We start from the raw sequence: 15,962 nt of genomic DNA, 5'->3' as shown, positions 1-15,962 counted from the left end.
TAGAGGTCTCGCAGAAGGAGACGTGCGCTCGAATGGCGGCGTGACGATGCGGCGGTCACGCGATGCGGCCCACGGCGGCTACTGTGCAAACAAGTTAGCAATGCTCCCGACATCAGTATAAGTGCATATAGCAAACAAAAAAGTCTATCTAAGCTTTTGCTAATTTGGGCTTGAGCGCGATCTCCATCAATTTTTTGAAATCGCTGGGGGCGCCTATCAGATCTTTATCAACGGCTACAATGCTCTTGCTACACCTTCATGCCTACTGGCAATGTCGTTTCTACTAAAGAAGAATGCCTGACTTTATGTCAGCCGCTAGCGTGCTCAGTCACGCAACCGGGGAGCTACGTGGGCCATGAATTTGGATATTATGAGTTTATTGGGTACTTCGCCGCAGAGCGCGAAAGCCTTCGTTGCAGATCTGGACTTCGGGGCAGATGCGTTCCTCGAAGGCGTGTTACTGACGCCTTTACCGGCGCGGATGCCGCTCGGGGCCCTATTCGGACTAAGGGGAGGATCGGTGGCCGGATTGGAGGGAGCGGAAGACTCCTCGACGGTTGGAGTACCCGCGGTAGGGACCGACGCGGCCGGACTCCGGATCAAGGCCGCGCAGGATCAAGCCTTCCTAGTCGGCGGCCAGTTAGTTTCTTTCAACCCAGAGGTCACCGAGGAGCGCCGGGCGGCCGCCCTGAACTCCTGCTTGCTGGCCCAGCTACGCGCCTCAAGGCTGCACCCCAACCCGACGACGCCGGAGGCAGCCCGGCAGTGGCACGCGACCTACATCAACACACTGACGAACATCGGCTGGGTGCTGAAGACAGGCACAGTGGCGACTCAGACAACCGGGTCCAATGGTGCCTCAGTCGAGAAGGTGCTGCTGGAGGTGGTGGGCGCCTTGCTCGGCGGCGGGACCGCGATCGCGTTAGTGGCAAAGGTTCTGAAGGCGCTCGCCGACGCAAAGAAGGACGATCCTCTTATCACGCTCTATAAATCGCGTGTCGTTGAACAGCGGCTTGTCGAGTTCGGCGCCGGCCTCGCGGCGGGATCCGACAACGCGGGCTTTCTTCTGCGCATCGTCGAATGCGCGCTCGAGGTGCGCTCGACGCAGGACCAGCTGCTTTTCTTCAAATGGAACGCCGATTCCGCGAAGGTCGAGGGGCGCCGCTTCGATCTTTCGCTCGCGGATGCGATTTATGACGCCGCTAAGCCGCAGATCGAGGCGAAACTGATGCCGTTCGTGAGCGCCTACGTCGCGGCGCTGGAGATCTGACGGCCGCGCTGCGCCATGCCCGGGCCGCGCCGCCTGCGGCGGCACGGGGACTGTCCTGAGGGGCCAGAACAGGGAGCATGGGCCATGGCAGTGCACGATGACACGCTGCTCCGCCGCTACCTCGATCGGGTCAGCCCCGGTGGCCTGACAGGCGCCGTCGAGGCGCTGGATGAGACGCTTGCGAAGCCGCTCGAAGATTGGCTCGAAGGCGCGGGCCCCGCCGCAACTGGCCTTGCCAAGGCGCCGGCCGACAGCCGGCTCGGCGCCGTGGCGCGTCAGGGGACAGAGAAGCTTGCGGTGGGGGGCGAACTCGACCCACGTGAGCGCGCGGCGATCGAGGCGATCATCGTCCCCGACAAGCGACCGGCCTTCGACATCGTCGATGGCGAGATCGTCTTCCCCGCCGCCATCCGAGACGGCCTTCGTGGCGGGCACCACCTCTGGCGGCACTTGGTTGCCGATCGAGACATCCATGCGCGGCTGCTGGCGGCCATCCCGGCGATCGGCAGGGTCGAGCTGCCCGACCAATCCCGCATCCCATATGCCGGCACCGGCTTCGTGGTCGGGCGCGGCCTGCTGATGACCAACCGGCATGTCGCCGAGATCTTCGCCGCGGGCCTCGGAGAGCGCATCCGCTTCCGCACCGGCTGGCGCGCCGCGCTGGACCTACGGCGCGAGCGCGGCGGCGGCGCCGGTCCGCTCTTGTGGGTGCGCGCCGTTCGAATGATCCATCCCTACTGGGACATGGCGCTGTTGGAGGTAGAGGGACTACGCGCGGAGCTCGTGCCGCTGACGCTTACTATCGAGGATGCCCGCGATCTCGCCGGGCGGCAGATTGCCGTCATTGGATATCCCGGCCACGACCCCTTGCGAAACGACCCGGTGGTGCAGGACGACTTGTTCGACCGCGTCTTCGGGGTCAAGCGGCTGCAGCCGGGCGAGCTCAACGGCGGAGGCCGGACGCAGAGCTTCGGCCGGCTCGTCACTGCCGCGACGCATGACTGCTCCACGCTGGGCGGTAATTCTGGCTCTGCGGTCATCGACCTGGCGAGCGGCCGCGTGCTCGCGATGCATTTCGGCGGGCGCTACCTCGATACGAATTTCGCGGTCCCGACCTTCGAACTGGCTCGCGACGAGCGTGTGGTAGATGTCGGCGTACGCTTCGGCGACGCGGCGCCCATTCCTCCCGCGCCCGACTGGACCAGCGCTTGGCACGAGATCGAGGACACCATGGCGAACGACACGGCGCCGCCGCGTGGGACGCGGCCCCATCCCCCGGCAACGGCGGCCACTGGCGGGCGGGTGACATTTGAATTGCCGTTGCGCATCTCGGTCGAGCTCGGCGACGCTGCGCCGCGGCTCGCGACCGGGAGGACCGAAACTGGCACGTCCGAGGAGCGATTGGTCGAGCCGTATCGCGACACCAACTACCGGACGCGCCGCGGGTACGACGAGAACTTCCTTGGTATCACCGTACTGATGCCAACCGCGCGCGACGCGCGCGTGCTTGCGAGGCTCCACGACGGGCGCGGGACGGAGCTTAAATACCAGAACTTCTCTATCCTAATGCACGCGCAACGCCGCTTGGCACTGGTCACGGCGGCAAACCTCACGAGGGAAAAGCGGCTGCGCGAGCCTGAGGGGGAGGGCGGCTATAGCCGGCGCGACCTGTCGGGCCTCAGCAAGAACGACCAAGAGAAGTGGTTCCTCGATCCGCGGCTGGACGAGCGATTTCAGCTTCCGGACGCCTTCTTCACCAAAGACGACGGCGCTTTCGACAAAGGACACTTAGTGCGGCGCGAGGATGTCGCCTGGGGCCGCAGCTTCGAGGTGCTGCGCCGGGCGAATGGCGACACCTACCACGCCACCAACTGCTCGCCGCAGGTGATGCAGTTCAATCGATCGACGCTCGGAGACGACAATTGGGGCGAGCTCGAAGATCTGGTGCTGAAAGAGTCGGCAAACGAGCGGCTCTGCGTCTTCGCAGGCCCCGTCCTCTCACCGGATGACGAGGTCTTCGTGGGGCGTGGGGCCGGGCGGAGCGAGCGGCTGCGCGCGCGGATCCCCTCGCGCTACTGGAAGGTGGTGGTCGCCCGTACGGTTGACGGCTTCGCGGCCTATGGCTTCATGCTGGAGCAGGATCTCTCGAGCATGCCGCTGGAGTTTGCGGTCACGGAAAACTTCCGCCGACTGATGGTCCCTCTTGTCGAGATCGAGCAGGCCACGGGCGTGGATTTTGGCGATATGGTAAGGGAATCCGACGCCTACGGTGCCGATGAAGGGCGCGAGTTAGCGCGTCGGGGCGGGCTCGAGCGCGTGCCGGTCCTGGCCGACCACGTCGCTAGCCTTGCCGAGCGCCCGACGCCGAACGTCGGCGATGACGAGGCGGCAGAGACGGAGGAGGGTCGCCGCGGCACCGAGGAGGGGCTGGAGGGCGTAGCGCGGTCCTGGCGTGTCGCGCGCTCGCTCGTCGCGCTACGTGAACAGGTGAACCGCCTTGCGCCGCAGCGTAACGACGACAGCGACGGGACCATCGGGGACGCAAGCCACCAGGGCCGTGAGTCGGACCACAATCCCTGGGTCACTGACGCGGAGATGGGCGTCGTCACGGCCCTCGACATCACCCACGACCCCCATGGCGGCTGCGACGCATGGAAGCTGGCGGACGCGCTGGTGGCGGCGCGAGACTGCCGGGTGAAGTACATCATCTGGAACCGGCGCATTGTGAATTCCTCGCAGATTGGCACCAGCCCGCCCTGGACGTGGCGGAGTTATTGCGGCGCCAACCCGCATACCCGGCACGTCCACATCTCCGTGCGGGCGGACAAGACGGCTTATGACAATGACAGCCCCTGGCCCATGCCAACGTGACGTGCGGAGGTATCGATAACGTGACCCAGCCGACGGCCATGCAACTCCTGGACGCAGCCTTCGCCCGCCGTGGCACTGGCGATCCGCCCGCCCGCCTGCACTTGATCCTTCCGCCGGCGTTGGACCTCAACGAGGCGCGGCACCGCCTCGCCGCAGCGCTGCCGGGCGAGGCGCCCGAGGTCACGGCGATCGAGGCGGAGGAGGCGTTGCTGACTCTACCGAGCCGCACCATCCCGCTGGCGGAAGCGCTGGAAGCCGTGGAACCCGCTCAGGCGCTCGCAGCCGTGCTAGCCGGCCTGCTTGACGGCGCGATGGTGCAACCCGACCTGCCGCGTCCGGGCGCGCCGGAGCGCCTGTTCCAGGAGCCCGGATTGGAGAGCGTGGACGACTTCCCGCCGGGCTGCTGGGTCGGGGAGGAGGATCTTGGGGAACGGCCACGCTGGGCACTGGAGATGATCGCAGCGCCACAGGCCTGGGCCTTCTCCGCAGCTGAAGGTAAGCGCGTCGGCGGCGACGGCATCGTCATCGCGCAGCCCGATACCGGCATCGCAACGCACGCGCAGCTCGATGGCGTCGTGCGGTTCCAAGGCTTCAACACGCTCGGCGACGGCGCAGCGGACGACCCGACCGATCCGCTGCAGGCCGGCTTCGCTCTTAATCCCGGCCACGGCACCGCGACCGCGAGCGTCGTAGTCAGCCCGGAGAGCGACGCGGCGGACGCAGTGGTCGGCAGTGCGCCGAAGGCGCTGCACATGCCGATCCGCGCCATCCGTAGCACTTGGCTACACGAGGAGGTGGCGATCGCCCGCGCCGTCGATGTCGCGGTGCAGGCGGACGCTCATGTGATCACCATGTCGCTGGGCGGGCTGGTCGCGCCGATCTCGCCCCTGCGGCGGGCGATCGCGCGCGCGATCGCCCGCAATGTCATTGTGATGGCGGCGGCGGGCAACTGCGTGGACGTGGTGGTCTGGCCAGCGCGCTTTCCGGAATGCCTCGCAGTCGCCGGCGTTGACCGGGAGGGGCGGCGCTGGCCAGGCTCCTGCAACGGACCGGCGGTAGACATCTCAGCGCCAGCGCAGAACGTCCTGCGCGCGGCGGTGGCGCCGGGCGGCCGGCAATCAGTCGGGCAAGGACAGGGCACGAGCTACGCGGTAGCGCTGACGGCCGGGGTAGCCGCCTGCTGGCTGGCTCATCACGGACGTAGCGCGCTAATCGCGGAGGCGCAGGCCCGGGGAGAGACCCTGCAGGCCATGTTCCGCCGCTTGCTTCGTGCGACCGCGACGCGTCCTCAAGACTGGGACGCGGTGAACATGGGCGCGGGCATCGTCAATGCACGTGCACTGCTGGAAGCACCTCTCGATCTCGGCTTCGGCGTAGAGGGGCCTGCTGCTTTAGCCGAATCGGCCGGCTCGTCCGAGGACGTGCGCGGCCTGCTGACCGAGCTCCTTGGCGCCGATCCCGGCCTGCCAGACGCGGTGCTGCTGGCGCATGGCTCTGACCTCGCAGGGAAGCTGCTGATCGCCAGGCTACGCGCGGGTGGGGGGAACCACTCTGCCAGCACACCCGCTGCGCCCGCCCTCGTGCGTCCGGCCGTCGAGCAGGCGCCCGCGCGCGAGGGACGGATTGAGACGCTGCGGCGCGAGTTAGCGAGCGGCCGCTCGCTCGCTGCAGGCGGCACACTGGAAAGCGCCGCCGTAGCGGAGGAATTGCCTAACGCCGAATCGCTCGAGCAACAGCTGGATGAGCTGATCGGGCGCATGCCGCCCGACGAGGTGAAGGACCGCGCCGCATTCGAGCGCGCGCTGCGGCTGCTCCGTGAGCACGCGCCGCCCGCGCTCGACAAGTTGCCCGACCCCGCTGCGGAGATGACCGATAATGAACTCGGCGCACTGGAGGCGGTAGTGAAGGCCGATGGTTCCCGCCCAAGCCTTTTGATACGCGACGACTGGGTCACGGAGGCGCATCCCTTCATCGGAGGCTGGGTCGACAAGCTCATCATCGGCCGGTCGCGCCTGAAGGAGATCATCCGCATGTGCGGCCGCATCCAGCCAAGCGGCGGTCATGCAAGCCGTTTCGCTGGCACAGGCACGCTGATCGATCCTTCGGGACCCTGGGTGCTCACCAACTTCCACGTCCTGAACGGCGCGCTGTCGCGCTTTCCGATTCCGCATGCCCGCAGCACTACGGGGCTGCGCATCACGCGCGGGCTAGAGATCGACTTTGGAGGTGAAACGGAGAGTCTCGAGCAGAACCGCTGGACGATCGTCGAGGCGGTGCTGCCTGCCCGAGCAGGGGAGGGCTTCGGCGTCGTGGACGCCGTCTTGCTGCGGCTCGGGCGCTCGCTCGACCGCAAGAAGCTGCCGCTACCGGAACCCGACCCTGGGGAGGCGTCGCGGTGCGTGACCCTCTCCATGAATGGTCGCTACCTGACCGGTCAGGCGCCGGATTTCGTCAGCATCGGCTTCCCGGCCAAGCCGCCGCGCATTGCGGGCGAAGCGGACGGCATCGACTGGGGCTGGGTGGTCGGCACGCTGTTCGGCAACGAGTTCGGCGTGAAGCGGCTGGCGCCCGGCCTGTTCCACCGACCTCTCGGCAGCGCGACCGGGGATGTCGAGGCGCGCTTGGCCTTCGGTCATGACGCGACGACGCTGAAGGGGGCATCCGGCTCGCTCCTCTTCGCCTTCCGTGATCCTGGCGCGCCGGCCTTCGGTCTGCATTTCGCTGGTTTCGATAACGACAGCAATTACGCGATTTCCGTGCCAGCGTTGGCGCAGGCCTTCGAGGGCCGGGGTGTGGCGCTGCCGTGAGCGGCGCTGTGGACGATGCGCGCCGGCTCGCGGAATGGACACGGCTGGATAAGGCGACGCTGGTGAAGCTCTACGCCATGTTGCGCAAGCGGCGCGAAGGGCAGGGTCTTAGCCATCCTAATGCGGTGCTAAGCCAGGCGCCTCCCGACGCACCGGAGGAGCCGCTACGTTCCCGCCTTGCACTCTGCCGTGCGGCGCAAGCCCACGGCGTGCTCGCGGCGTTCTGTCGCGACATCGTCGCGTGGGAGGATCTTGATGGTCGCCCGGAGGCGGACGCCGTCAACATACTGCACCGAATTGCCAACGTCGGCTGCCCGCACGGCATCACCAACCGTGCCAGAAATTTCAGTAATCCGATGATGTTCAGCAGGCTGGATCAAATCTTCCGCGCTACCGGCTACATCAAGGATGCCGGTGGCAAGGTGCTCGGCACCGCCTTCCTCATTGGACGCGACCGCGCTATCACCGCCGCTCATGTGGTTCTGCGGCAAGTGCAGGGCGGGAAAATTGTGTTCAGTCCGCCGCCGGCCCAAGAACTTCAACTCGTCTTCCCCGCAACGCCAATCGGCGAGCAATGCAGCCATTTGCACCCGCGGGAGCCGCTGCTCGCCTTCGCACTGCCCTTCGCCAACGACGCCGGCCTGCTGCTGTCCACCCTGACGGGCGAGGCGGCGGAGCGCTTGGACTATGCGGTGCTGCTGCTCGACCGACAAATCGTGGAAACCCGCCCGGTGCCGCTCGACGGTCTCTCACAGCCTGATCCGCAAGACCTCTCCTTCGTCATCGGCTATCCGGGCGCGATCTTGCCTGTCTGCGATGCCGACCATATCCAAGCTATCATGCCGGATGGCGGGCGGCTGATCCACATGATGAACGCGGTAAGTGGGATGAGCGGCAGCTGTTGCACCGCGAACAACGGCATTGCCGTCGCGCTGCACGAAGGCGAGCTTCCAGTGCTCAGTGCGGCGGGTAAACCAGTGTTCGCTAATGGTACCAAGCAGGTGCGTAACCGTGCGGTAATGTTGAGCGCAATCAAGGCGCACCTGGCCCGGGCGCCTGCGGCGCTCGGGCGCGGCGTGTCGCCCGGTGGCGCCCTCTTTGATCGAGGGCTGGTGCACCGCCTCGCTAAGCGCGGCCAGCAGCTGGCGGGCGATGCGGCGGCGCAGGAGGCATGGTGCGAGCTTTGCCAACGTGTGCTCGGCCTCCATCCTTCGGCTGCGACGCCGCCTAATTGGGACTGGCACCCCTTCTTCGCCGCCACCGCCGCGCGCAACAATATCGAGCGCTGGTTCGGTGCTGCGCTTGAGGCGCGTGCCGAGGATCGTGTGCTGTGCATCAGTGGCCCAGCTGGGACTGGTAAGAGTTTCTGCATCGACCGCCTTGCCGCTCGGATCGATGACCCGCTGCGCGACCTGGTGCGGGTGGAGCGCTTCGGCGGCGCAACCGCGGTGGAAGCGCTGGCCGCGCAACTTGGCGCGGGCGCAGATGGCGAGGCGACGCGGACCCTGCACGGCACCGTCCGGTACGATACCGTCGAGCGGATCGCCGAAGCGCTCGCCTGCTTCGGTAGGCGCGACCGCAAAGCGGACGCCACGGCCCATCCGCTCTTCCTAGCGATCGATGCCGGCACCGAAGCTGAGGCGAGCCTCGCTTCGTCCGATTGGCTGACCCTACTGGTGGCGCTCGCCGCGCAGCCCTGGGCACGGCTGATCGTCTGCGGCCTGGCGGAGGATGCCGTGACGCGGCTCGAACAGGCCCTGGCGGCCAATCCCGCAACGCGAAACCTCGCACCTGGGCACGAGAAGCTGCAGCACGCGCGGCGCCCCGATGTGGTGCGCTTCATGACCGGCTGGACCCCACCTGGCAAGCAGCCGGCCTTCAGCCCCGACGCGGTGGCCGACCTGTATGAGCGCCAGTTTGCGACTTTCCCTGGCAGCGGCGACGTGGCCACAGCGCTCGCCGCGCTGATCTGCATCCTTGCAATGCGCCCGGAGGCGGGAGGATGAGCGTCACGCGCCGCAAGAACGACCTGGAGGCGTTGATGCAGCGCTTGGTCACGCCTGTCGCGCATGTCGGACCTTCGCGGGCTGAGCGCGCGGCCTCGCGCTTGCGCATCGAACTTGCGGTGCGCGGCTGGTGCGACCCGCAGGCGCTGCTGCCTGAGGAGCTAGATGGAGCAGAGCGCAAGGCCGTGTTAGATGCCGTGGCGCCGGAGGTGGAGGTTGCGCCGCGTAACTCCTCACTCTGGTGGCTGCGCGATGAGGTGCGGCGCCGCATCCTCACCACACGGCCGGCGGAGGAGGTGCGGGCCGCGCTCGAAACGCCACGCGCAGAGGGCCACGGGCCGGACCCCGTGCGGGCCGCACTGCTGGCGCGGACCAGGCCGCTCGGTGACCTCTCGGCCCTGTCAGCGGCGGAGCTGCGGCCGCTGGCGGCAAGCCTCGCCTGGCTCGTGCTGCCGGAGGGCGCGACGCAACCCGGCAGCGGCGTAGATCTGTGGCACCAGGAGGTCGACGCCGCAGGTCTACGGGACACCATTGGCGCCTTGATCGCTCGGCTCGAGCGACAGAGTGACGTGAAGCGCATGGCCACCGCCCGGCTTTACGGTCGCGAGCCACTGCTGCGTCGACTGCTCGACATTGTGGCGGCGCCGCTGCTGCCGCGCACGCTCGGGCACTGGGTTTACGTCTCGGGGCTCGGCGGGTCCGGCAAGTCCACGCTGCTCGCGCATCTCGAGGCCCAGTTAGGGTGCGAGCCGGGGAGCGAGCGAGGGCCACGTGTTGTCGTCCACCTTGACTGCGACGATCCAGGCTTTGATGCGGCTGACATGGTCGCTCTCGACCTCGCGCTGCTCCGCCAGGTCGGTATCGTCCTGCCGAAGGAAGCCCCCGGCCTGCGCAGGCTGGCGCGCAGTCTGACGGAACTGGTGCGCAGCGGCGACCCTGCCAGACCCTCGCCGCCGGCCACGCGTCGGCGATCGGTTACTAAGGCGCCGAGGCGGATCATTCGTGGCGCCATCATGGAAGAGGCAGTAAACGACCGGCTGGCGGCGCGCGTCTCCCTGATGCACGGCGCATTGCGCAGGGCGCTTGGCGACCGACAGCTCGTGCTGCTGGTAGATACGGTGGAGCTCGTCTTCGCACGCGGCCAGGACACAGTGGCGATCTTCGCTGGCTGGGCGGCCTCGCTCAAGCGGCTGATGGGTGCGGGCGACCTGCGGCTGATTGTAGCCGGGCGCGACCCGCCGGAGGCACCGGGACCGCACGCCTTGGCGGAAGCGCTGTTTCGGCAGTCCGATACGCTGACCGTGTCCGATCTGAGCACCTTGCAGGCGGAACCCGGCTTCGTGCGACAAGAGGCGGTGCCGCTCGGCGACCTTTCCAAAACTGATGCGGTGGCGATGTTGCATGACCTTGGCATTCCGGAGTTGGATGCCGCGCAGCTGGCGCACGTGCTGCCGCGCACTCCGCTGCTGCTACGCATCGCGGCCGATCTGTACGCCGGGAAGGAGGAGCGGACGGATCTCATGGCCGCCGCGGGGCGGAGCGCCATCGCCCCGGCATTGGCGCAACGTTATTTGGCGGAGCGCGTGGTGCGCCATCTTGCGGCGCCGGCGGCGCGGCCCTATGCTCTACCGGCACTCGCCCTACCGTATGTCACCCGTTCACTCGTCGCGGAAGTCGTAATCCCCGCGACCGACGACCGTGCCAACCTAGCGGCCGGCTTGGCAGCGCAGGTCTTTGCAGGCATGGCGGACGCCGGTTGGCTCGTCCGCCGCACCGGCGACGGGGAAAGGTTGATCTTCCACGCTGAAGTCCGCCGCCTTGCCATCGAGCTGCTCGAGGCGACCCCGAAGGACGCCGGCGTGCTTGACGCCGTGCGGCGCCGCGCACGGAAGCATTTCGCTGGTTCCAGAAGCAGCGAGGCTCTCACGCTACACGCCTATTTCGCTGCGCTCCTCGACAGGTCGATTCCTCCCAGGCCGCCGCCGGGGCTCGACCCCGCGATCTTGGGCAGCGCTATCGAGGATCTGCCGACCGAGGTGCGGACGCGGCTGTTTGGCGCCGAGGCCGCGGCGCGCACCGCGGCCGGGGGCAGCTTCGCGGTGGCCGAGAACGCGCGGGAGTGGCGCACGAGACTAGAGGGGGCGAGCGACTGGGAAGGGGAGGGCGAGCGCTTGGTCAAGCGAGCCCGTGCCGCCGACGCTCTTGCGCTCTATCGCAAGCGCCCTACCCGTCCACCGGGCCACCCGCCGACCTTCGTGATCCAGGCGCTGGCCGATAACGCCGAATGGGATACCGCGGAGGTGAATGTGGCGGCGGTGGCGGAGGAAATCCACGCGAGGCTCGGCCTACTTGGGCAGCGTGTGCCGAACGAACTCCGCTCCCGTCTCTACTGGCTCACGCGATACGAGCTGCTGGCGCGGCGGGGCACGCTCTCGGCGCCGCACCGCGCCTTGCTGCACGACCTAACCACGCGCATTACCCCGCGCGGACCGGTACTGCTCTTCCCGGCGATCCTGGCAGTGGCCGCAGCCTTCGCCCGCGATGCCGGCCTGCTGCCGGCCGCGTGGCTGGATGCAACCGGAGCTATCGAGTCCGAGACGCGGATGTTCCTGGTCGCGCACCTGTACGGCGGCCGCGCCTGGGAAGGGCGACCGCATCTTGACCAGCTCTGGGTGATGCAGAAGGACTGGCCAGACCGCGCCGCGAAGGCCTTGGCCGCCACGCGCTTCGGCGAGGAGTGGCAAGCGACGCAGTTTCGGCTGGAGCGCGCGCCTCTCGCGCTGCCCCCAGCACCTGAAGGACCAGACGTTCCTTGGCTTAACAAAATCATTCGCGGGTTGCACGTACCGGTGCCGGTGGCGGTCGGGCCCGCGACAGCCAAGCCCAACGCTATACTCCTGCTGCGCGGCATGACGCCCGAGGTCCACCGCCCGCTGCGCGCAGCTGTTGGACGCTTGGCCGCCCTGCACGCTTACCATGCCGAGTTGGCGCAGATCGCTGTACGAGCCGCCGCTCGGCTCGGCTTACCGCTGAGAGAATTCTCACAGGATGAGCTGCCCGAGCGGTTGGAGCGCGACCTTCCGGGCGTCTTCACCGTCCTGATCCCGTGCGCCGACCGCGCCCGCACCCTCCCACAACTCTGCGCCGAGTTCGCTCGATTGCAGGGCAACCATACTGAGCTGCGCGACATGCGCCGAGTGGCCGAGACTGCGCTTGCATGGGACGGGGCCATCTGTGCTGGTAGCAACTCGGAGTATCCACTTCAATCGCACTATACTGCATCGTCGGAGCAGGCCGACGTGGCAGAGGTGCGAGCGGAGTCAACGCCGGACCGCCCGCTACAATCGGCGCTGACAAGTCGCTTTCAAACTTCAGTGGAAACCGACGTGTGGCGCGGCTGGGACACTGCGATAATGGCTCGCCCCTTCGGTCGGGAAGGTTCAGACGGCCTGCTCAGCCCGCCACCGGGCTTCCGGCACCTCTTCGGCCTACCGGCGGCAGCGGAGCGCTTCCAGGTCGATGGTGAGGATCCGCGCACTTCGCCCGCCGCTCTGGCCACGCAGCGGCGTCGGATGCGGGGCCTCGCCACGCTGATGGGGGCGCGGCCGCCGGACGCGCCGGAGAACCCGAACCTGCCCTCCGGCTACACCTACCTCGCCCAGCTCGTGGCGCACGACATGGTTTCGACCAGCATGGCCTTCTGGTCGGCCGGCGGGCCGGATCCAGGCGTCGCCAACGTTCATAGGGCGCCGCTCCGCCTGCGCACGCTCTACGGCGACGGGCCGGGCGCCTGTCCCCACGCCTTCGCGCCCGACGATGCGCGCGACCAGTACCGCAGCCGCTTCCGCCTCTCCGCCTATGCCGGCGCCAAAGGCGAGGCGGCGGACTTCCGTGACATCGCCCGCGCGGCGACGCCGGGGACGCTCGGCAACCGCGGCGGCTTCGCCGGCGCCGGGCGGGGCGAGGCGCTGATCGCCGATTCGAGAAACGACCAGAGCGCGCTGCTCTCGCAGCTCACCTGCTTCTTCCAGATGCTGCACAACGCGCTGCTCGACATGATCCCGAAGCCCGGAACGCTGCCGGCGCGCGCCCTGCGTGAACGGACCTCGGGCCGCTTCGCGGTGGCGCGAGAGGCGACGACCCTCGTCTTCCGCAACGTGCTGCGCCATGACCTGCTGCCCCGGCTGCTCGACCCCAAGGTTCGCTCGCTCTACGACAACCCGGCGCCGGAGTGGCTGGAGCCAGAGCCGGCGCCGGGCGTGCCGCTGGAATTCTCGCACGGCGCCTTCCGCTTCAGTCATGCGATGCAGCGCGACACTTACCGCGTCGGCCGCTTCAACGACGCCCCCCTTGGGGACTTGCTGCGGCTGAACTCGAAGCGCGGCCCGACCGCGGTGCCGCTGACGCGGGACTGGCTGGTGCGTTGGTCGCAATTCTTCCAGCTGCCTGGCCAGCCCGCGCCGAACCTTTCGATGAAGCTTGGGCCGCGCTACACGCCGATGCTAATGGGCGACGGGCTGTTCGACCCGATCGAGCCGGGCGACCCACCGGGTGTCGCCTTCCGCGATCTGATGAGCGCCTCGCTCACCGGAATGCGCTCGGTGCGGGACCTCTGTGCGCGGGTGGCGGCGCTGCGGCCGGGGCTCGCCGCGCAATCGCCGCTGCTGGCGGATCCCGCGGCGCGGCAGGCGGCGCTGGCCGAATGGCTCGGGCGCGACAGCGCCGTCAGCCTGCTGACCGCCGAGGATGTCGCCGCGCTCGCCGCCGAGCCGCCCCTGCCCTTCTACATCCTGTTCGAGGCGGAGCATGAGGCGGGGGGCGAGCGGCTGGGCACGCTCGGTTCGCTGCTGGTCGCCGAGACGATCTATGGCGCGCTGGCGCGAGAGCGGCTGTTCTCGGAGGGCGAGGGCGGGCTCGGCGCCGCTCTCGACCGGCTTTGCGCCGCCTGGCTTGGCGAGTGGCGTTTCCCCGATCCGCCCCTCGTCGAGGACATGCCGGGGCTAGTGGGCTACGTTGCCCGCCGGCTCGATCTAGCGGCGGCCGATCCCGCCTTCATCTAGCAAGTTGCAGAAAGTCCGTTCTAAGGCGCCAGGCCGTAATTCGCTTTTGGCTCAGCCATGATGAGGACAACGATAATCAGTTGAAAGCGGCCCGACAGTGCCCAGTTACATCCTCGGCGAATAATTATAGCATGTAAATTTGGGTGCTGAAGCAGCCTAGGTCGCGCCTTTGCCTGTCGGGCTAGACCTTATCCTGGCGCCTAATACCAAGCTGACTATGGATTGACCTGTCGTGCGCATTCAAAGTCGGTCAGCGACTGGATGCGGCCGGTCTCCCCGATGAGTTTGTTCCAAGCTTCGCAGCAGGCACCGACGATGGCGCGCGTGCCGCTGAACAGCCGGCCCGACAGGTAGCGGTCCCGCAGGTACTGCCAGACTTTCTCGACGGCGTTCAGCTCGGGCGAGTAGGGCGGCAGGTGGACCAAGCTGATGGTCGGCCGCAGCGCAGATCGTTGGCGATGTGCCATCCGGCGTTGTCGATCAGCATCACCGCATGGGTGCCGGCCGGCAGCTGCGCGGCGACCTCCTCGAGCAGCAGGATCATCGCCGTGACCGAGACATGGGTCAGCACGATGGCCGCGCCGGTGTCGCGTGCCGGGCAGACCGCGCCGAGGATGTAGGCCGAGCGGTAGCGCTGATCCTTTATCATCCGCGGCCGCATGCCGCGCTGGAACCAGCGGCGGACCATGCGGCCCTTCTGGCCTACTCTGGCCTCGTCCTGGAACCAGACCTCGATCCGCCCGGCCTCGGGGTGGTCGGCCGCGACCTGCGCAAGGGCGTGGGCGAAGCCCCCTTTTTGAACCGCTCCTGGGCGGCGCGGTCGGTCTCGGCATGGCAGGGCCGAGGCGTCTGCCAGGACAGGTCGAGGCTGCGCATCAGCTTGCCCATCCCGCCCTCGCTGTAGGACACGCCGAAGCGCGTCTGCACAATCTGGCAGAGATCGATCAGGCGCCAGGTCGAGACGCCATCCACCTCGGGATCCGGCCCCTGCAGCACGATCGCCTTCAGCGTCGCCTGCTGGCCTTCCGTAAGCCGGCAGGGACGACCATCGCCCCAATCATCCGACAGCCCGGCAGGTCCGCCCCGATTGTAGCGAATGACCCAGTCCCGCAGCGTCTGCCGATCCATCCCGGCCACGCGTGCCGCGGCCTCGCGGCTCAGGCCTTCCAGCGCCGCCGCGATCGCCAGGAGGCGCCGCGCAACCCGAAGATCGCGCTCCGCCTTCGCCAACCGTCGTAGCTCACCAGGCGGCAGGTCTTCTCGGATCATCAGTGCCGGCATGGTCCATCCCCAGATGCCATGCCAGCCGATGAATCACGTCCGTCCGCGTCGGCTCAAGCCCCGAGAGTCAGACCTTCAGACGCTGGGTATAAGAGCATGTCAGAGCCGTGCCGCCTCACCCAACAATCGCAGCTGACCTGCCTGCGATTGGAGATTCAAGGGCTATGAGAGACTTAGCTTGTGTGAGGCGCTTAGGTTTGATGAACGCCTATTTGTCAGTGTCCATGTCGACGAAGATGTCGGTGTCAGCCGGCTTGCGACGGAAGTGTTTCAGTCCGTCAAGCTGACCGGTTTGAACACGGTATTCGCCAAGCGGCGGAGCGGCCTCAAGTCGCGCTCAACCAGTCCGCCGACACGAAGCGGATACTTACGCCCTAACGTGCGATATACAGTTCCGAGATGCTCCGGCTACGGATCCGTAGAAAACCCGGTTCAGACAACGGCAACAGCGCTTGCCGCGGGCCGTGCAGGTATGCGGCGTCTTGCCCGGCTCGACCTACCGCTAGCGCATGAGGCAATGGCTGTTGCTCGCCGCTTCTCCCCAAACCTCCCGATATGCCTGAACCACATCTCGTCGTATCTCTGGCTGCAAATCACCAAAAGATCACAAAATTGTGTTAGCTCCGTCATCGCCGTCTACTCTCCGGATTTTCTGCGCGCTCTGCTT

General features: G+C 67.4%; 5 protein-coding genes and 1 pseudogene. 5 read left to right on the top strand and 1 reads right to left on the bottom strand.

Annotated features, from left to right (window positions below; translation table 11 throughout):
• The first annotated feature begins 355 nt into the window (after positions 1 to 355).
• The 5 genes from AC5JJ1_RS26970 (at position 356) to AC5JJ1_RS26950 (ending at position 14,014) form a co-directional block, all read left to right on the top strand.
• Entirely contained in the window at positions 356 to 1,270 is a 915-nt protein-coding gene (locus AC5JJ1_RS26970; protein WP_495788215.1) for a hypothetical protein, read from the top strand.
• A gap of 84 nt (positions 1,271 to 1,354) precedes the next feature.
• The gene (locus AC5JJ1_RS26965) at positions 1,355 to 4,141 is read left to right on the top strand and encodes a DNA/RNA non-specific endonuclease (RefSeq protein ID WP_495788214.1); all 2,787 of its coding nucleotides are present in this window, start codon (positions 1,355 to 1,357) and stop codon (positions 4,139 to 4,141) included.
• Positions 4,142 to 4,260: 119 nt separating this feature from the next.
• Positions 4,261 to 6,948, top strand: coding sequence for a S8 family serine peptidase (locus AC5JJ1_RS26960; RefSeq protein WP_495788213.1), 2,688 nt, complete (start codon positions 4,261 to 4,263; stop codon positions 6,946 to 6,948).
• A gap of 8 nt (positions 6,949 to 6,956) precedes the next feature.
• The gene (locus tag AC5JJ1_RS26955) at positions 6,957 to 8,954 is read left to right on the top strand and encodes a trypsin-like serine peptidase (protein ID WP_495788212.1); all 1,998 of its coding nucleotides are present in this window, start codon (positions 6,957 to 6,959) and stop codon (positions 8,952 to 8,954) included.
• On the top strand, positions 8,951 to 14,014 hold the full coding sequence (locus tag AC5JJ1_RS26950) for a hypothetical protein (RefSeq protein ID WP_495788211.1): 5,064 nt from the start codon (positions 8,951 to 8,953) through the stop codon (positions 14,012 to 14,014). Before AC5JJ1_RS26955 ends, AC5JJ1_RS26950 begins: the two co-directional genes overlap by 4 nt.
• 215 nt (positions 14,015 to 14,229) lie before the next feature.
• Here the strand turns inward: AC5JJ1_RS26950 and AC5JJ1_RS26945 are convergent.
• Positions 14,230 to 15,295: pseudogene (locus AC5JJ1_RS26945) on the bottom strand (IS630 family transposase).
• Positions 15,296 to 15,962: the final 667 nt, after the last annotated feature.

The sequence above is a fragment of the Belnapia sp. genome, assembly GCF_059504005.1.
Note: the sequence above shows the minus strand (reverse complement) of the source record. Positions and strands in the feature narration are given on the sequence as shown.